The organism is Rhodoferax sp. (genome assembly GCF_012927445.1).
Lineage (GTDB): Bacteria > Pseudomonadota > Gammaproteobacteria > Burkholderiales > Burkholderiaceae_C > Rhodoferax.
Genome location: NZ_JABBPD010000001.1, coordinates 223,231 through 240,755, shown reverse-complemented (window position 1 = coordinate 240,755; position 17,525 = coordinate 223,231). Strand labels below are relative to the sequence as shown.

Sequence of the window (17,525 nt, the reverse complement as noted above, 5' to 3'; positions counted from 1 at the left end):
GATATTGTTCGATCATGATTGTACTGGATGCAGTAGTCGTTCAAAATCTGCCACAGGCAAAGGCCGGCCGAACAGGTAGCCCTGATAAGCGTGACAGCCTTCGGCCGCGAGGCAATCGCGCTGCGCCTCGGTTTCCACCCCTTCCGCGATAACAGATAAGCCGAGACTCTGCGCCAAAGCAACAATGGTGCGGGCGATGGCCGCGTCGTTGGGGTCGCTCAGCAAGTCACGCACAAATGTCTGATCGATCTTCAACTGATCAAGTGGCAGGCGTTTCAGGTAAGCGAGCGATGAATAGCCGGTGCCAAAGTCGTCCAGCGAGAAACCAATGCCCCAAGTTTTCAGTGCGGTCATCTTGTCAATGATGTCTTCCACATTGTCCAGCAGCAGGCTCTCGGTCAACTCCAGTTTGAGTTTTTGCGGATTTGCACCACTGCGCTTGAGTATCGCCATCACCTGCGCAACAAAATCTGCTTGCCGAAACTGGACGGCACTGACGTTTACCGCGACGCAAAGGTGGGCCGTATCGGGCCTCAACGCCCAAGTGACCAACTGATCACAGGCGGTTTCCAGCACCCAGAAGCCCAAAGGCAGGATCAGCCCCGTTTCCTCGGCCAGCGGGATGAAAACGCCAGGGGATACCACGCCCAGTTGTGGATGCTGCCAGCGCACCAGTGCCTCCGTCCCCGTGATGCCACCAGTCCTGTCGACTTGCGGTTGGTAATACAGCATGAATTGACGCTGTTGCAAGCCATCGCGCAGGTCCTTTTCCAGTGTTGCGCGGCTGGTGATCGTCGCCTGCATTTTGGGGTCAAAGAAACGCAGCGTGTTGCGACCTGCTTTTTTGGCTTCGTACATCGCCAGGTCGGCGTGTTTCATCAGTTCATCGACGCTGTTCAGGTGATCGGCAAACAAGGTGATGCCAATGCTGGGTGTATTGTGATAAGGGTGTCCTGCCAGAGAGTAGGGGACGTTGAGGGCCGTGAGGATTTTTTCGCCAACCGTTTTGGCTTGGGTGGCGGCTTCATTGGCGCTCTCGCTCAGGTCTTCAAGCACGAGCACAAACTCGTCACCCCCCAGTCGGGCAATGCTGTCGCCCTCGCGGACGCAACTCGCCAGACGGTGCGCCACTTGCTGGAGCAACAGATCCCCTTTGTCATGACCGAGGGTGTCATTGAGCATCTTGAAGTTGTCCAGGTCAATGAACAGCAAGGCCCCCGTGCGCTCGCTTCTGGCGCTGGAGGCGAGGGCTTGTTGCAGACGGTCAAGCAGCAGACGGCGGTTGGGCAATAGGGTGAGCGGGTCGTAGAACGCGAGGTGCTGGATCTCTTCTTCGGCGGCCTTGCGCTGGCTGATGTCGGTTAGCGTTGACACGTAATGGGTGAGTGCCCCTTCGCCGTCAATAACTGCTGTAATCGTCAGCCATTCAGGGTGGATATCGCCATTTTTTCGACGGTTCCAGATTTCACCTTGCCATGATCTGGCGCGCTGAAGACTCTCATGCATCGCTGCATAAAACTGAGCGTCATGGCGCCCCGAGCGGAGCAAGTCGGCAGTCTGGCCAACGGCTTCTTCACTTGAATAGCCGGTGATTTCAATGAAAGCTTGATTAACCCGCAGGATCACGTTCTCGGCATTGGTGATAAACATGCCTTCCTGCGACTCAAAAGCGATGGCCGCAATGCGAAGATCTGCATTGGCCGCCTCGGCGCGCTGCGAGGCAACGAGCAGTTTTTCCTGGGTGATTTTTTGCTGTTCTAAAAATTGAGAAAAAGCATCCGATAAGCGGTCGGTTTCCTTGCAGCTGTGAATCAATACCGGCGGCGGCGCCAGCGTTTGGGTCGATTTAAGAAAATTTGTTAGCGTTTCCAACGGGCGTGTATAGCGCCGCACGATGAAAAGAATCACGGAGATGGCCAGAATCAATGAGATGGCCGTTAGCAGGGTGACCCGTAAAGCTAATTTTTCGACAGCGACAAAGGCTTCACTGGAGGGCAAGACGGCAGCCAGCACCCAGCCGGTCTGTGCAAGCCGTTTAAAGCTGAATAATCCTTGAAGTCCGCTGCTGTTGATGCCCTCCTCGGTCCCTTCAAAGCTTCCGTCCAGCGCGCGATCGAGAACCGGATTAGCGTTGGGTACGGTAATTGGCTTGAGTACCCTGGTTGCGTCAGGGTGCATGATCGTCAGCCGTTCCGGGCCGACCAGATAGAAGTAGCCAGCCTGTCCTACCCGAGTCGTCGACAGAGGTTCCAGCAGACGTGATTTATGGAGGTTCACGACGCCTCCCAGGATGCCCATCAACTTGCCCTCACCATTAAGAATAGGAACCGCAATCACGACGATCGGTTGCTTGGTTGCTTTCCCCAGAATCGGTTTGGATATGGTGGTCTGTCCCTTCTGGATCACGCCCTGAATGTAGTCGCGTTCCGTCATGTCCAAACCACGGCGTCCGGTCATGATCGGCCAATCGACCAGTAGAACGCCTTCCGCAGAAAACAGATAAAAGTCGTCGATCATGGTCGAAAGATTGGGTGAGTCGCGGAAGTAGCGCTCAACTTCTTTGCTGTTTTTCAGCGTGCCCAATGGGAATTTGCTCGCCATCGCTTCCAGAATGGCGACGCGCATCAGCACTTTGTCGTCCAGTTCCGTCGCGACCCGGCTGACCAGAACCTCCAGTTGTCGCGACAGGCTTTGTCTCAACTCGTCGCGGGCAGCAGAAAACAGCAGTAATGCCTGGGCCAAAAGCATGACGCTCAGAACCAAGCCGACCGTTAACCCAATTTGAGTTCGAAGGCTAAATTTCCGGAAAAAAAATGCAAGTTGAGGAGCGAATTTCGAGCGCATCAAAAGCTAACTAAACCATCTAAAGCAGGGCAACCCGAGGCTGTGGCGGACAGTAGCGGTGATGCCGCAGTTACTCGGCATCGGTCATCAACTGCAAGGCCGCGCCAACTTCCGTTGTCTCAACAGCCGGGATGTTTTGTAGTTTGTCTGCAAGACCGGGCAGGGCCGAGGCGCCCTGTGTCTGCAGTAAACCGATGGTTTGGCCCGCTTCTTTAGGCGAGTCGAACCCCGTACTTTGCAACAGCAGGCGACTATTGGCATCCAGCAGCTTGAAATAGAACTTGCCATCCAGTTCCCGGTACTGCTTGAACACGGGTTTTGCCACTTTGGCTGTTTTTGCCGCTTTGTTGCTGGTTTGCACACGCAGGTCGCGCAGGCCGACCGCGTGGCGCAGACGAGCCATGAAGGGCGTGGCGATCTGGCGCGCCTTGGCGGCCCCGGCGATCAGAATCGCTTCAATCTTGGCCGGATCGTTCAGCAGCGCCAGATAGGCTTCGCGCATGGGAGCAATCTCACGGTCGATCCGTTCAAAGACCAGCTGTTTCGCATCACCCCAGGCAATGCCATTGGCGTAGGCCGCGCGCAAGGACGTGGTTTCTTCCGGCGTGGCAAAGGCCTGGTAGATCTGGAACAGGGCCGAGCCTTCCACGGTTTTGGGTTCACCCGGTGCGCTGGAGTCGGTCACGATGCTGGCGATGAGTTTTTTCAACTGCTCACGCGGCGCAAAGAGCGGAATGGTGTTGTCGTAGCTCTTGCTCATCTTGCGGCCATCCAGACCGGGCAGGGTGGCGACGTCATCTTCAATCTCGGCTTCGGGCGGCACAAAGTGCTCGCCGTAGCGGTGGTTGAAACTGTGTGCCATGTCGCGCGCCATCTCGATGTGCTGAATCTGGTCACGGCCTACCGGCACTTTGTGGGCGTTGAACATCAGAATGTCCGCTCCCATCAATACCGGGTACATGAACAGGCCGGCGCTCACATCCGAGTCCGGGTCATCGCCGGCGCTGGTGTTTTTGTCCACCGACGCCTTGTAGGCGTGGGCCCGGTTCAGGATGCCCTTGCCGGTGACGCAGGTGAGAAACCAGGTGAGTTCCGGAATCTCGGGCACATCCGACTGGCGATAAAAAATGACGCGTTCAGGGTCCAGACCGGCGGCCAGCCAGCTGGCGGCAATCTCCAGTGTGGAGCGCTGGATGCGGGACGGTTCATCGATCTTGATCAGGGCGTGGTAGTCCGCCAAAAAGTAAAAACTCTCGACGTCAGCCTTCAGGCTGGCGCGCACCGACGGCCGGATGGAGCCGACGTAATTACCCAGGTGGGGGGTGCCGGAGGTGGTGATGCCGGTCAGAAAACGCTTGGAGCTCATGGGGGATTTCTTGTGCGGAAAAGTGAAAAACTAGCCAAAAATCATGGCAATCGGGGTCAGCAAAATATCCAGCAGGCCGTAGCTGAGGGCCATCAGGGGTTGCAGCCATAGCGTGCTCACCACCCCTGAAATCACCAGCGCCATCACAATGAAGAAGCCCCACGGCTCGACGCGTGACACCAGTTCAGCCTGGCGGTAAGGCAGCAGACCGACCAGAATGCGCCCGCCATCCAGCGGTGGCAGCGGGAACAGGTTGAAGGCAAACATCACCAGGTTGACCAGAATGCCGCCTTGCGCCATCTTGAGAAAAAAGGGCTCGGTCACGCCGCTGCCGTGCAGAATAAAAAACAGGGCGCCCCAGAGAAATGCCTGGATGAAATTGACGCCCGGCCCGGCCAGCGCCACCCACACCATGTGGCGTTTGGGGTTGCGCAGGTTGCCAAAGCGCACGGGCACGGGTTTGGCATAGCCAAACAGAAACGCACCCGACGTGGCAAAGTACAGCAGCAGCGGCATCAAGATGGTGCCCACCGGGTCAATGTGTTTGAGCGGGTTGAGCGTGACACGGCCCAGCATGTACGCCGTGTTGTCGCCAAAATACCGTGCCACGTAGCCGTGCGCGGCCTCATGAATCGTGATGGCGAACAGAACCGGCAGCGCGTACAAGGCAACGGTTTGAATCAGGTGTGCAATATCCATCAGATCATTGTCTCAAAGGGTGGGAGTGATTTTTTTAAAGACCGAGGGCCGCCAGCGAACCGCGTCCTTCGCGGATCACCACCGGCTCTTCACCCGTCAGGTCGACGACCGTGGTGGGTTGCCGGGCACAGGCACCTGCATCGATCACGGCGGCAATCTGTTTCTTATAACGTTCACGGATTTCCTGGGCATCGTTGAACGGCTCGGTCTCACCCGGTGCGATCAAGGTGGTCGCCAGCAGCGGCGCACCGTGCAGGGCCAGCAGTTCCTGCAACACTTTGTGTTCAGGCACCCGCAGGCCAATGGTCTTGCGCGACGGGTGGCTCAGGCGGCGCGGCACTTCCTTGCTGGCTTCCAGGATAAAGGTGTAAGGCCCGGGCGTGGCCGATTTGATCAACCGAAACTGCTGGTTGTCTACTTTGGCGTAGTTGGCCAACTCACTCAGGTCGCGGCACAGCAGGGTCAGGTGGTGCTTGTCGTCCACGCCACGGATGCGTCGCAGCTTGTCGACCGCGGATTTGTCATCCAGGTGGCAGACCAGGGCATAGCTGGAGTCGGTCGGGACCGCCAGAATTTCGCCTTTTTCCAGCAGGGCGACGGCCTGTTTGAGCAGCCGGGGTTGGGGGTTGTCGGGGTGGACTTCAAAAAATTGAGGCATAAAGATATTGTCGGTGAAGTTGTTGCGTCAGTTGTGCCTTGACGAGGCGGACAAAGGCTTATTTGACAATGACATGGCGCTGTTTGGCCACCTCGTAGGCAGAAAGCAAGGCATTGCCCACGCCACTGGCGGCAATCACGGCAATGCCAAACCAGGCCAGGGCGTCGGGCACATGGTTAAAAACCAGCCATCCGCCCAACGTGGCAAAGGCAATTTGTGAATACAGATAGGGCGTCAGCACCGGGGCGGAAGCCCGCATATAGGCCCGAATCAGCATCAGGTGGCCAAAGGTTCCCCAGAAACCGACCAGCACAAACCACGGCCAATGCGCCAGCAGGGCGGCGGTGTCCCAGCTGAACAGCACGATAGGGCTCATCACCAGCGTACCGGCGAGCCCGGTGTAAAAGTGCGTGGTGTACGGGTTTTCCTGGCCGCTCAAGCGGCTGGTCAGCACCTGAAACCAGGCATAGGTGGTCACCAGCAGTACCGGAAACAGCAAGGCCCAAGTGAAGACCTGACCGCCTGGGCGAACCACCAACAACACGCCGCCCAGACCCGCGGCCATCAGCAGCCAGCGTCGGGGCGAGACATAGTCCTTCAGCAGCCAGGCGGCCATCGCGGTGGCCAACAGCGGCGACAACATCACCATGGCCGTGAATTCGCCGACCGGCAGGTACTGCAAGCCAAAAAATGAGCAGGCACTGGTGATCAGCAGCAACACGCCGCGCAAGGCTTGAAAGCGCGGGTTGGAGGTGCGCAGCAAGCTCAGTTTTTGTACCGGAAACCGCAAGGCAAAGGTCACCACCGCCTGAAACAGATAGCGAAACCACAGCAGCATCATCACGGGGGCCAGCCGGGCGGCGTACTTGGTCGTGGTGTCCAGGGCGGCAAAGCAGAGGGCCGCCAGCACAATGAGCAGAACGCCAACCCCTTGTGGGGTGCGCCAGAACGACATGGGGAAATCAGTGGCCCGCGGCGGCATCTGCCCCGAGGCTGGTGACGGCTGCGTATTGGATGCGTTGGGCCAGCAGTTCCCATACCGGCGTCACGTTGCCGGGCAGATGGGGCAGGGTGCCCAGTTCGGTGTGGCTCTCATCGGGACTGTGGAAGTCGCTGCCGCGGGAGGCGACCAGGCCGAATTCGCGGGCGGTGTCGGCGTAGGTCAGGTATTCCGCCGGCGTGTGGCTGCCGGTGACCACTTCGACACCTTGGCCGCCATGACCTTTGAACTCGGTAAACAGCGCAAATTCCTGGTTGGCGGTGAATTTGTAGCGTGCCGGGTGCGCGATGACGGCAACACCACCGGCTTGGGTGATCCAGGTCACGGCATCTTTCAGGCTGGCCCAGCGGTGCTCGACAAAGCCGGGCTTGCCCTCGGTCAGGTATTTGCGAAACACCTCATTGGTATCCTTGCAGACGCAACTTTCCACCAGAAAACGGGCAAAGTGGGTACGTGAAATCAGGTCGTGGTTGCCGGCAAATTTCAACGCCCCTTCATAGGCACCGTGAATGCCGGCCTTGGCCAGACCGGCGGACATGTCCCTCGCCCGCTGCCCACGGCCGCCCCGGGTCTGGCTGAGGCCGAGTTGGAGGGCCGGATTTTCCGGATCAAACCCGAGGCCGACGATGTGGACCGTCTGGCCAATGAAAGTGACCGAAATTTCGACACCGGTGAGGTAGTGCAGCCCCAGCGCCTTGGCCGCAGTGGCGGCACGCTGCTGGCCGCCAATCTCGTCATGATCGGTCAGGGCCCACAACACGACCCCATTGGCTTTGGCGCGTGCGGCCAGGGCTTCAGGCGTGAGGGTGCCGTCGGAGACGACGGAATGGCAGTGGAGGTCGGCATTAAGGATGGAAGTCACCGAAACATTTTAGGCGCTGTGGATTGACCCCGTTGCGTGCCTTGTTACCGCCCACCTCAGCGCGATCTGATGGACGATTAAAATTCGACGCGCTGCCACTTTCTGGTGGTCGGTCATCTGTCCCGTCTAGGGTCAATGTGGTGTTTCAATTAGGACAACAATGAAATTTAATGATTTGCGCGTGTCGCATCGGCTGTGGGCTTCCATTCTGGGGTTGCTGATGGCCATGCTGGTGGTCGCGGTCTGGACGCAAAGCCGGACCAGCCGCATCACGGAAGAGGCGATGTCCTCCATTGCCGCCTATGACGAAAAAATAATCACCACCGTGCGCTGGCGCGGCGCCACCGAAAACACGACGAACTTGATCATGGGCAGTGCCATCACCACCGACCCGGTGCTGGCCAAGGCCTACGACACGCAAATCCAGACGCTGGTGGCCCAGATCAGCGAGATCCAGGCCAAGGTCAGCAAAAGCGCCGCCACCGATGAAGATAAAAAAACGCTCGAAGAGATTGCGGCCCTCCGCACCGTGGCACGCGGGCTGATTGGCAAGCTCAAGGAAGTCAAGCTGGCGGGTGACGCGGCAGTGACGCAGGCGGTGGTCGACCAGGAGTTGATCCCCGGCGTGGCGCGTTACATCGGGGCGCTCGACAAAATGGTCAAGCTGCAGGAAAAACAGCGAGACGCGGCCTTGCTGCAGTTGCAGGCAGCGAGCCAGCAATCGGCCTGGATCGGCTTTGGCCTGGTCGGCCTGGTGTTTGCCATGGGCGTGATTTTGGCCGCCGCACTGGTGCGTTCCATCACCGGGCCGCTGGAACGGGCGGTCAAGCTGACGCACGCCATTGCCGCTGGCGACCTGACGCAGGACGTGCACGACACCCGCAAGGATGAATTTGGCGAGTTGCTCGGTTCGCTGTCGCAAATGGTGGCCCGGCTGCGTGGCTTGGTCACGGAAGTGCGTTCGGGCGTGGAATCGGTGTCCACCGCGTCCAGCGAAATCGCCAACGGCAACCTTGATCTCTCCAGCCGCACCGAGCAAACGGCCTCCAACCTGCAGCAGACGGCGGCCAGCATGGAGCAGTTGACCAGCACCGTCAATCAGTCCGCCGACACGGCCCGCCAGGCCAACCAGCTGGCGGCGACGGCGGCGCAGGTCGCCACCCGCGGCGGCGAGGTGGTGGGCCAAGTGGTCAACAGCATGCGCCACATCACCGATTCATCGCGCAAGATTTCCGACATCATCGGCACCATTGATGGCATCGCCTTTCAGACCAACATTCTGGCGCTGAACGCCGCCGTCGAGGCGGCGCGTGCCGGCGAGCAGGGCCGTGGTTTTGCCGTGGTGGCGTCTGAAGTGCGCAGCCTGGCTCAGCGCTCGGCCGAGGCGGCCAAAGAGATCAAAACGCTGATCAACTTGTCGGTCGAGACGGTGGAGTCAGGCTCCAAACAGGTGGAACAGGCCGGCCAGACCATGGGCGAGATTGTCAGCAGCGTGCAACGCGTGACCGACCTGATCGGCGAAATAACGGCTTCGTCCAACGAACAGCGTGACGGCATTGGCCAGGTCAACCAGGCGGTTGCCAACCTGGATCAAATGACGCAGCAGAATGCGGCGCTGGTGGAAGAATCAGCCGCCGCGGCCTCGGCCTTGCATGACCAGGCCCAGCGGCTGGCGCAAGTGGTGTCGGTGTTCAACGTGGGCGGTCAAGAGGTCACGCAGCCCTTGGCGTTGGCCCGCAGGTCTGCACCGCCTCCGCCTGCGCGCGTGGCGCCCCGTCTGGCCACCCGGCCTGTACCGCCCAAGCTGGCGCTCAGAACGACCGTCAAACCCAAGCTGGCAGCGCCGGTTCCCCGCGCGATTGCGGCGCCAGCACGGGCCGCTGCCGCGGCACCGGTGGTGGCCAAAGCCAAGAGTGACGACGACTGGGAATCCTTTTAACCAGTCTCCATTGGCCAGCGACTTGCTATTAAACAAGTAGCTGGCTGCGCATACGCCATCATGGCTAGGGCCCGAAATGGCTTAAAGTTCCGCCGCTTCCACCAGAAAGCGCACGCGCCGGATGCCATTCCAGGCGTCGGCGTCGAGCCGGAACGCCAGCTTGACGCGGGCCGGGAGATGCTCGGTGTGGCCGAACCAGATGCCGTCGACCGGCTGGCCCTGGTGTTTGAGCTTGAGGGCCAGATGTTTTTCACCCACCAGCCGTTGCGACACCACCTCGACCTCTTCGCTGAAGGTCGGCGGCGCAAAGCCCTGGCCCCACACCTCTTTGTGCAGCACGTCCACCAGTTCGACCCGACGGTACTCCGGCTTTAACGGGCCATCGGTGTCCAGGCGTCGCGTCAGCGTGGCGGCGTCCAGCCATTCTTGCGCCACCTCGTTCAGCCCTTGTTCAAAGGCGTCAAAGTTTTCTTCCGCGATGGTGCAGCCGGCCGCCATGGCGTGGCCGCCAAAGCGCAGCAGCACGCCGGGGTAGCGTTTGGCGACCAGATCGAGCGCATCGCGCAGGTGAAAACCGGGGATGGAGCGGCCCGAGCCTTTCAGTTCGTGCTCGCGGCCCGGCGCGGCGCTGGCGGCAAAGACAAAGGTCGGCCGGTGCAGCTTGTCCTTGATGCGCGAGGCCACGATGCCGACCACGCCTTCATGAAAATCGGGGTCAAAGACGCAGATCGCCGGCGGCGGTTCTTCGTCTTCATCAAACAGTGATTCGGCAATGGCAAAGGCCTGCTCGCGCATGCTGCCCTCAATCTCGCGCCGCTCGCGGTTGATGCCGTCCAGCATTTTGGCCAGTTCGTCACCGCGTGCGGCGTCGTCGGTCAGCAGGCATTCAATGCCCAGCGTCATGTCCGACAGGCGGCCGGCAGCATTGATGCGCGGCCCCAGGGCAAAGCCGAAGTCGAAGGTGGTGGCGACCGGCGCGCTGCGTCCGGCTGCTGCAAAAAGAGAAGCTAGTCCCGCAGGCATGGCCAGGGCGCGCACCCGTTTGAGCCCTTGCGCCACAAGGCGGCGGTTGTTGGCGTCGAGTTTGACCACGTCGGCCACGGTGCCCAGCGCCACCAGCGGCAGCAGCGTGTCGAGTTTGGGCTGCGAGGCGGCGTCAAAGTAGCCGCGCTGGCGCAGCTCGGCGCGCAGCGCCAGCAGCACATAAAACATGACGCCGACGCCGGCGATGGATTTGCTCTCAAAGGTGCAGCCCGGCTGGTTCGGGTTGACGATGACGTCGGCCGCTGGCAACACAATCTGGCCGTTGACGGAAGCCGGCAAGTGGTGATCGGTCACCAGCACCTGCAGGCCCAGCGCTTTGGCGGTGGCGACCCCTTCCAGGCTGGCGATGCCGTTGTCGACCGTGATCAGCACGTCGGCGCCGCTGTCTTTGACGCGTTGCGAGATCGGCGGCGTCAGGCCGTAGCCGTCCACCACCCGGTCCGGCACGATGTAGCTCACAAACTTGGCGCCCAGCAGGCGCAGGCCGCGCATCGCCACGGCACAGGCGGTGGCGCCGTCACAGTCGTAGTCGGCCACGATGCAGAGTTTTTGGTCGGCGGCAATCGCGTCGGCCAGCAGTTGGGCCGCCTCCCGCGTGCCGCGCATCTCGCCCGGCGGAATCAGGCGCGCCAGGCCATCGTCGAGTTCTTGCGTGCTCTGCACACCACGGGCCGCGTACAGCTGGGCCAGCAGGGGGTGGATGCCGGCCTGTTCCAGCGTCCAGGCGGTGCGGGGCGGAATGTCGCGCGCTACTATTTTCATAGCTTCTCCAACAGGTTGGACGCGGGCTGGGTGCTAAATAGATTCATAAAACGCTTCAAATAAGGTTGGGGCTGGCTTTTAAAGGTCTGCGCGTTGCGTTCACCGCAAAGCGTGAGTTGACAACTTTCACCTTGATCCAGCGCGGCCAGCAAGGCGGCGCACGAGGTGGCGTCCAGCGCGTGCCAGGCTTGCACCCAGGCCGCCCAGTCTTCATGGAGGGCGGCGTCGCGCAGGGTGCTGACCGGCACTGGCGCGGGCGCCATCGCCGATGTGAACGGCGCTGTCGGCAGGGCGCCGGTGCCGCTCAGCCAGAACGAGTTGACCGGCAACACGCCGCGTGCGGCGCGCGCCTCGTTCACTGGGTGGGTGTAGAGCAACATCTGCATTTCGTTTTGCAAACGCCGTAAATTGGCCGCGCTGGCCGAGCGCGGCATCCAGTGCTCCAGGTTGCGCCCCACCACGCGGTCCAGCGACGCGGTGGCCAGGTCCCGGAACATCTCACCTTGCGCCAGCCAGAGACTGGGCTGCTCAAAATGCAGCGCGATGCCGTCTTCTTCAAAGTAGGTGCGCATGGCCGCCAGCAGGGTTTGCGACTCCTGCGCCGGGAAATCCGGCAGCGTTTGCCCGCTCATGGCGATGTGGTTGGTGCCCACCTGCCAGAAGCAGGGGGTGATGAAACCCCAGGCGCCATCCGTCGGGTGCGTTGGCCGCGCCTGCAGCGCCGCCCAGGGAATCAGCCCGTCTTTCACCGGCAGGCCGAGCGTGCGGGCCAACGCACGTTCGTGCGGCGGGGACAGGCTGAACTCGTCGCCAGTGTCCAGCGGTTCCGGTGTCAGGCGGGTGAGCAGTTTTTCAAGGTGGGGCAGTTTCAGTGAGGGCAGGGCCGAGGCGCAGCCCTCCGCGCTACAAAACGCGAACGGAATCAGGAGGTGCATGCAGCGATTGTCCGGGAAATGGTCTGGCCATGTTCTGGCGGTGGCGGCTAAAGAACAGGGAATGCCACAATGACGCTTGTTTAAAACCCGGTCGGTCGATGCAAATTCCTTACGAACTCATTCTTGGCTGGCGCTATACGCGGGCGGGTCGTGCCACCCGGCGCAACGGCTTTATCTCCTTCATTTCCGGCGTTTCCATGCTGGGCATTGCGCTCGGCGTGGCGGCGCTCATCATCGTGTTGAGCGTGATGAACGGCTTTCAGAAAGAGGTGCGCGACCGCATGTTGGGCGTGGTGTCGCACATCGAAATCTTTGCCCCCAATGGCGCCGCCTTGCCCGACGTGGCGCGCACCCTGGCCGAAGTACGGACCAATCCGCAGGTCATCGGTGCTGCACCTTTTATAGCGACGCAGGCATTGCTGGCGCGGGGTGAGGACATGAAAGGCACGATGGTGCGGGGCATTGACCCGGCCCGCGAGCCGGAAGTGACCGACCTGGCCATTGAGCTGAAAAACACCGGCCTGAACCGCCTGATTCCGGGTGAATTTGGCGTGGTGCTGGGCGGCGAGCTGGCCCGCTCTTTGGGCGTGCGACAAGGCGACAAGGTCACGCTGGTGGCGCCCAGCGGTCAGGTAACACCGGCCGGGGTGGTGCCGCGCCTCAAGCAGATGACGGTGGTGGGCACCTTTGACTCGGGCCACTACGAGTACGACTCGGCGCTGGTGCTGATGCACATGGATGATGCGGCCCGGATTTTCCGGCTGGAAGGCCCGACCGGCGTGCGGGTCCGGCTCAAAGACCTGCACCAGGCCCGCGAGGTGGCGGCCCAGATGGCCGGCAGCCTGACGGGTGACCTGTTGATCCGCGACTGGACGCGCCAGAACCGCACCTGGTTTGCCGCCGTGCAGGTCGAAAAACGCATGATGTTCATCATCCTGACCCTGATCGTGGCGGTGGCCGCGTTCAACCTGGTGTCGACGCTGGTGATGACGGTGACCGACAAACGCGCCGACATTGCCATCCTGCGCACGCTGGGCGCCAGTCCGCAAAGCATCATGGGCATTTTTGTGGTGCAGGGCGCCATGGTGGGGGTGATCGGCACCTTCGCCGGCCTGGCGCTGGGGCTCGGGGTGGCGTTCAACATCGATGTGATCGTGCCGGCGCTGGAGCAGTTGTTCCATGCCAGCTTCTTGCCCAAAGACATTTACCTGATCAGCCGCATGCCGAGTGACCCGCAGCAAGCCGACATCGTGCCGATCGCCATCATTTCGCTGGTGCTGGCTTTTGTCGCCACCCTTTACCCCAGCTGGCGCGCCAGCCGGGTCAACCCGGCGGAGGCCTTGCGCTATGAATGAGAATACCCCCACGCTTGCCGCTTCGCGTGCTGCGCTGCCCCCCGAGGGGGCCGTGCCTAGCTTGGCGCGGCCCGGCGCGGCGGCAATCACCCCTCCGCTGGCGGCTTCAGGGGCTGATATCGTTTTAAACGCCCGTGGCTTGACCAAACGCTTTTCCGAGGGCCGTCTCGACGTGACGGTGCTGCAAGGGGTTGACTTGACCGTGCGCGCCGGCGAAACGCTGGCGATTGTGGGTGCGTCGGGTTCCGGCAAGAGCACCCTGCTGCATTTGATGGGCGGACTGGAAGCACCCACCAGTGGCAGTGTCTGGCTGAAGGGCCAGGATCTGGCGCACCAGAGCGCCGCCCAGCAGGGCCGTTTGCGCAACCAGTACCTCGGCTTTGTCTATCAGTTTCACCACCTGCTGCCGGAATTCAGCGCGCTGGACAACGTCGCCATGCCTTTGTGGATTCGACGTCAAGCCCCCGTGGAGTCTGCGCAGGTGGCTACTAAAATGCTAGCAAGTGTCGGCCTGCAAGATCGCCTGCACCATCGTCCCGCCGAGCTCTCCGGCGGCGAGCGCCAGCGGGTGGCGATTGCCCGCGCCCTGGTCACGCAACCGGCTTGTGTGCTGGCCGACGAGCCGACCGGCAACCTGGACCGCAGCACCGCCAATGGGGTGTTTGAGTTGATGCTGGAACTGGCGCGCACGCAGGGCACCGCTTTTATTGTGGTCACGCATGACGAAACGCTGGCGGCGCGTTGTGGGCGGCAATTGCGGTTGGTGCAGGGGCGCTTGTCGGAAGGGTGATTTTCCCCACTCACTCCCCCAGCCCCTCTCTCGCCCCGCCGGGCGAAAGAGGGGAGTCTCATTTGGCCGCGTGTTTGAAGGTGGCACGTTCAGCTTGAAGGATTTGATTGCTGGGGCTTGTGACGCTATTTGTCGCACGCCAATCCTCTGGTCTGACGGATGCTCGTTGACTGTTGACGTTAGCGTCAGTGAAGCAAAGTCAAACCAGACCAGTAGCCACCCCTTTGCACTCAACGCACCAAGGCGCGTGTACTGACCCCCTTAAAAAAACAAGGCCAAATATGGGAGTTAGCTCCCCTTTCCGCCCCGGCGGGGGTGGAAAGGGGTTGGGGGATAGGGGGGGGATTCAGCAGAAAAAAACAACACCGCCACAAAAAAACTCACCCCCGAGCGTCCGTCTTCTTGGCCCCCCGCAACAAAGACAAAGCCAACAAAGCCGACGCCACCATCAAAAACAAACTCACCGCGTTGAGCACCGGCGTCGCCCCCTCCCGCATCCGTCCATACATCATGACGGTGAGCGGCGCATCCGACCCCACCAGCATCAACGTCGTGTTGAAGTTCTCAAACGACATCAAAAACGAGATCGCCGCCGCCCCCATCAACGCCGGCTGCAGGTAGGGCAGCGTGATGGTGCCGAACACCGCCAAGCGAGAAGCCCCCAGGTTGTAGGCCGCGTCTTCCAGCGTGGTGTCAAAGCGCTTCAGCCGCGCCGTGATGGTCAGCGTGGCAATCGACACGATGTAGGAGAACTGCCCCAGCACCACCAGCGGCAGGCCGGGGCGCAAAAACTCCAGTTCCAGCCCATACAGGTCATCGGCCAGATTGGCAATGCGGCTGGCAAAGGCCAGGATCGAGATGCCCAGAATCACGCCGGGAATGACCAGCGGCGCCAGCATCAGCAGCGAGAGCGCCTGCTTGCCGCGAAACTGCGTGCGCTCAATCAAAAAAGCATTGGCCGTGCCCACCACCACCGACAACACGGTGACCCAAGCCGCCACCACGACGCTGGTCCACAGGCTGCCGAGCAGCTCGCTGTCGGCCAACAGGCCTTGCCGGCTGGTGTGGCCGGCCAGCGAGCCGCCCAGAAACCAGTCGAGCGTGAAGCCGCGCCAGGGCGGCGCCGGGTAGGGTGCATCGTTGAAGGCAAACACCGCCACAATCAACAGCGGCAAAAACAGAAAGGCGAAAAAGAGCAGCGCGTAGGCCAGCGTGCTGGCGCGCAACCAGGCGGGGCGGGGCAGGGATGGGATCATGCTTTGCGCATCACTTCGCCAAACTTCTGGCCGGAGAGTTTCAAGCCGAGCCAGACAATGGCGGTGCTCAGGCCCAACAGCAAGAAGCCAAAGGCAGCGCCTTGTTCCCAGTTGAAGCGGGTGATGAACTGGGTGTAAATCTGCTCGGTGAACCACTGCGAGTTTTTGCCGCCCAGGAGGGTGGGCGTCAGGTAGTTGCCCAGGGTCAGCATGAACACCACGATGCAGCCAGCCACAATGCCGGGCGCGGCGTGCGGAATGATGATCTGGCGCAGGATTGACCAGCCGTTGCCGCCGAGGTCGTAAGCGGCCTCGATCAGCGAGTCGTCCAGACTCTCCAGCGCGCCGATCAGCGGCACCACCATGAACAGCATCGAGGTGTAGACCAGGCCGACCAGAATGGTGGCGTCGTGGTACAGCAGGTCGACCGGTGCGGGCGTCAGGCCCAGCCACATCAGCAACCCCGGCAGCACGCCCGACTCGCGCAGCAGAATCATCCAGCCCAGCGTGCGCACGGTTTCGCTGACCCAGAACGGGATCAGGCACAGGATAAACAGCATGGATTTGTTGCGACCGCGCGCCACTTTGGCGATCATCCAAGCGATCGGGAACGCCATCACCAAGGTGATGGCGGTGGCCAGCATCGACATCAGCGCCGTGCGCACAAAGGTGTGCCAGTACAGCGGCTCGTCCAGGAAGGTGCGGTACTGGTCCAGGCTGACCTCGTAAACGCGGGGCGCCACGCGGGCGCGCAGCGACAGAATACCGAGTTCGACATGCGGCAACACAATCAGCCCGACCAGCCACAACAGGGCCGGCGCCAGCAGCAGCATGAGCAGCAGCCGCGCCGGCAGCGGGTTGCTGCTCGTTGGTTTAGCGGGCATGGTCCGCTGCCGCCTGAGGCGCCGAAAAACACACTGCCCGTTGCGGATCAAAGCCAAAACTGACCGTCTCGCCCACCGTCAGGTCCGACAGATGGCCGGTCTGCGGCAGCGCAATGCGGAACTCGGTTTGTGACTTTTCTTCACGCAGCAACACCGCCGAGTTGGCGCCGTCAAACAGCAGGCTCTCAATTCGGGCCCGGTAATGCGGCACGCCGGCATCGGAAAACACCAGCGCCGTGCGCGACAGACTGGCGACCTCGGGCCGGACAAAGGCCTCGATCACATCGCCCCGATGAACGGTGCCGATGGCGCGGGCCAACATGACAAAACCACTGTCGCTGGTCAGGGTCACCCCTGCGCTGCTGACCTGTGTGGCCCGACCCTTCACGCAATTATTGGCGCCGACAAAGCCGGCGACAAACGGGGTCTGCGGCTGGTAATACAGTTGCTGCGGCGTGCCCACTTGCTCAAAGCGGCCGTGGTTCATCACCGCTACCTGGTCGGACAGCACCAGCGCTTCCGACTGGTCGTGCGTGATGTAGACAAAGGTGGTGCCAAAGGCGGCTTGCAGCTGTTTGAGCTCGATTTTCATGTGCTCGCGCAGCTTCAGGTCGAGGGCGCCGAGCGGCTCGTCCAGCAGCAGCAGCGTCGGCTCCAGCACCAGACTGCGGGCGATGGCGACGCGCTGCTTTTGCCCGCCGGACAGCTGGTCGACGCGTTTCTCCTGCGCCCCGTGCAGGTTGACGCGCTCCAGCATCTCGCCGACCCGTCGTTTGATCTCGGCGCGGGCGATGCCGCGGCGCGCCAGGCCGTAGCCGATGTTCTCGCCGACCGACATCATCGGGAACAGCGCCAGATGCTGAAACACCATGTTGACCGGCCGCTTGTTGGGCGGCACGCCATTCATGGTTTGGCCGCCAATGCGGATGTCGCCCGCATCCGGGCTCAAAAAGCCCGCAATCATGCGCAACAGCGTGGTCTTGCCGCAGCCCGACGGGCCGAGGATGGAGAAGAAGCTGCCCCGCGCCACGCTGAACGACAGATCGTCCACCGCCGCGAAATCGCCGTAGCGCTTGCCGACGCGGATGGCTTCTAAATCAAAGGTTGAACTCAATGCAGTGTGTTTCAAGG

The 17,525-nt window shown here is 61.4% G+C and carries 14 protein-coding genes; 3 read left to right on the top strand and 11 right to left on the bottom strand.

Annotated features, from left to right (window positions below):
• Positions 1–12: 12 nt before the first annotated feature.
• From HHJ17_RS01065 to HHJ17_RS01040, 6 genes are all read right to left on the bottom strand, one after another.
• Positions 13–2,748 carry an EAL domain-containing protein gene (locus tag HHJ17_RS01065; RefSeq protein WP_296500243.1) on the bottom strand — a complete coding sequence of 912 codons (2,736 nt, stop codon included), beginning with the start codon at positions 2,746–2,748 and terminating at the stop codon, positions 13–15.
• 166 nt (positions 2,749–2,914) lie between these two features.
• Entirely contained in the window at positions 2,915–4,210 is a 1,296-nt protein-coding gene (locus HHJ17_RS01060) for a tryptophan--tRNA ligase (RefSeq protein ID WP_296500241.1), read from the bottom strand.
• Between the two features lie 30 nt (positions 4,211–4,240).
• A complete protein-coding gene (locus HHJ17_RS01055; RefSeq protein ID WP_296500238.1) occupies positions 4,241–4,909 on the bottom strand; it encodes a site-2 protease family protein in 669 nt (222 codons plus the stop codon).
• A 34-nt stretch (positions 4,910–4,943) separates the two neighbouring features.
• Positions 4,944–5,567: an L-threonylcarbamoyladenylate synthase gene (locus HHJ17_RS01050; RefSeq protein ID WP_296500236.1), complete on the bottom strand. Its 624-nt coding sequence runs from the start codon at positions 5,565–5,567 to the stop codon at positions 4,944–4,946.
• Positions 5,568–5,625: 58 nt separating this feature from the next.
• Positions 5,626–6,522 (bottom strand): DMT family transporter, encoded by an 897-nt coding sequence (locus HHJ17_RS01045; RefSeq protein WP_296500234.1) that lies wholly within the window; start codon positions 6,520–6,522, stop codon positions 5,626–5,628.
• Positions 6,523–6,529: 7 nt separating this feature from the next.
• Positions 6,530–7,429 carry a 3',5'-nucleoside bisphosphate phosphatase gene (locus HHJ17_RS01040; protein WP_296500232.1) on the bottom strand — a complete coding sequence of 300 codons (900 nt, stop codon included), beginning with the start codon at positions 7,427–7,429 and terminating at the stop codon, positions 6,530–6,532.
• A 160-nt stretch (positions 7,430–7,589) separates the two neighbouring features.
• Between HHJ17_RS01040 and HHJ17_RS01035 the strand changes: the two genes are divergently transcribed.
• Positions 7,590–9,368, top strand: coding sequence for a methyl-accepting chemotaxis protein (locus HHJ17_RS01035; RefSeq protein ID WP_296500230.1), 1,779 nt, complete (start codon positions 7,590–7,592; stop codon positions 9,366–9,368).
• Positions 9,369–9,449: 81 nt separating this feature from the next.
• Here the strand turns inward: HHJ17_RS01035 and recJ are convergent, their stop codons facing one another.
• Both recJ and HHJ17_RS01025 read right to left on the bottom strand, forming a co-directional pair.
• Positions 9,450–11,174: a single-stranded-DNA-specific exonuclease RecJ gene (recJ, locus tag HHJ17_RS01030; protein WP_296500229.1), complete on the bottom strand. Its 1,725-nt coding sequence runs from the start codon at positions 11,172–11,174 to the stop codon at positions 9,450–9,452.
• Positions 11,171–12,109 (bottom strand): phosphoglycerate mutase, encoded by a 939-nt coding sequence (locus tag HHJ17_RS01025; RefSeq protein ID WP_296500228.1) that lies wholly within the window; start codon positions 12,107–12,109, stop codon positions 11,171–11,173. Before HHJ17_RS01025 ends, recJ begins: the two co-directional genes overlap by 4 nt.
• A gap of 98 nt (positions 12,110–12,207) precedes the next feature.
• Between HHJ17_RS01025 and HHJ17_RS01020 the strand changes: the two genes are divergently transcribed.
• Both HHJ17_RS01020 and lolD read left to right on the top strand, forming a co-directional pair.
• Positions 12,208–13,464 (top strand): lipoprotein-releasing ABC transporter permease subunit, encoded by a 1,257-nt coding sequence (locus HHJ17_RS01020; RefSeq protein WP_296500226.1) that lies wholly within the window; start codon positions 12,208–12,210, stop codon positions 13,462–13,464.
• Between the two features lie 118 nt (positions 13,465–13,582).
• Entirely contained in the window at positions 13,583–14,254 is a 672-nt protein-coding gene (gene lolD / locus HHJ17_RS01015; protein WP_296500626.1) for a lipoprotein-releasing ABC transporter ATP-binding protein LolD, read from the top strand.
• 380 nt (positions 14,255–14,634) lie between these two features.
• Here the strand turns inward: lolD and HHJ17_RS01010 are convergent, their stop codons facing one another.
• The 3 genes from HHJ17_RS01010 to HHJ17_RS01000 are packed head-to-tail and all read right to left on the bottom strand — an operon-like array spanning position 14,635 to position 17,523.
• Positions 14,635–15,510, bottom strand: a complete 876-nt coding sequence (locus HHJ17_RS01010; RefSeq protein WP_296504715.1) for an ABC transporter permease — start codon at positions 15,508–15,510, stop codon at positions 14,635–14,637.
• Positions 15,507–16,394, bottom strand: coding sequence for an ABC transporter permease (locus HHJ17_RS01005; protein ID WP_296504713.1), 888 nt, complete (start codon positions 16,392–16,394; stop codon positions 15,507–15,509). Before HHJ17_RS01005 ends, HHJ17_RS01010 begins: the two co-directional genes overlap by 4 nt.
• Complete coding sequence (locus HHJ17_RS01000; RefSeq protein WP_296504712.1) at positions 16,384–17,523, bottom strand: ABC transporter ATP-binding protein; 1,140 nt, start codon at positions 17,521–17,523, stop codon at positions 16,384–16,386. Before HHJ17_RS01000 ends, HHJ17_RS01005 begins: the two co-directional genes overlap by 11 nt.
• Positions 17,524–17,525: the final 2 nt, after the last annotated feature.

Bases quoted from the DNA above. Each gene is read 5' to 3' on its own strand.
- HHJ17_RS01065 (WP_296500243.1), bottom strand. From the start codon at position 2,748: ATGCTTTTGGCCCAGGCATTACTGCTGTTTTCTGCTGCCCGCGACGAG.
- HHJ17_RS01060 (WP_296500241.1), bottom strand. From the start codon at position 4,210: ATGAGCTCCAAGCGTTTTCTGACCGGCATCACCACCTCCGGCACCCCC.
- HHJ17_RS01055 (WP_296500238.1), bottom strand. From the start codon at position 4,909: ATGGATATTGCACACCTGATTCAAACCGTTGCCTTGTACGCGCTGCCG.
- HHJ17_RS01050 (WP_296500236.1), bottom strand. From the start codon at position 5,567: ATGCCTCAATTTTTTGAAGTCCACCCCGACAACCCCCAACCCCGGCTG.
- HHJ17_RS01045 (WP_296500234.1), bottom strand. From the start codon at position 6,522: ATGTCGTTCTGGCGCACCCCACAAGGGGTTGGCGTTCTGCTCATTGTG.
- HHJ17_RS01035 (WP_296500230.1), top strand. From the start codon at position 7,590: ATGAAATTTAATGATTTGCGCGTGTCGCATCGGCTGTGGGCTTCCATT.
- recJ (WP_296500229.1), bottom strand. From the start codon at position 11,174: ATGAAAATAGTAGCGCGCGACATTCCGCCCCGCACCGCCTGGACGCTG.
- HHJ17_RS01025 (WP_296500228.1), bottom strand. From the start codon at position 12,109: ATGCACCTCCTGATTCCGTTCGCGTTTTGTAGCGCGGAGGGCTGCGCC.
- HHJ17_RS01020 (WP_296500226.1), top strand. From the start codon at position 12,208: ATGCAAATTCCTTACGAACTCATTCTTGGCTGGCGCTATACGCGGGCG.
- HHJ17_RS01010 (WP_296504715.1), bottom strand. From the start codon at position 15,510: ATGATCCCATCCCTGCCCCGCCCCGCCTGGTTGCGCGCCAGCACGCTG.
- HHJ17_RS01005 (WP_296504713.1), bottom strand. From the start codon at position 16,394: ATGCCCGCTAAACCAACGAGCAGCAACCCGCTGCCGGCGCGGCTGCTG.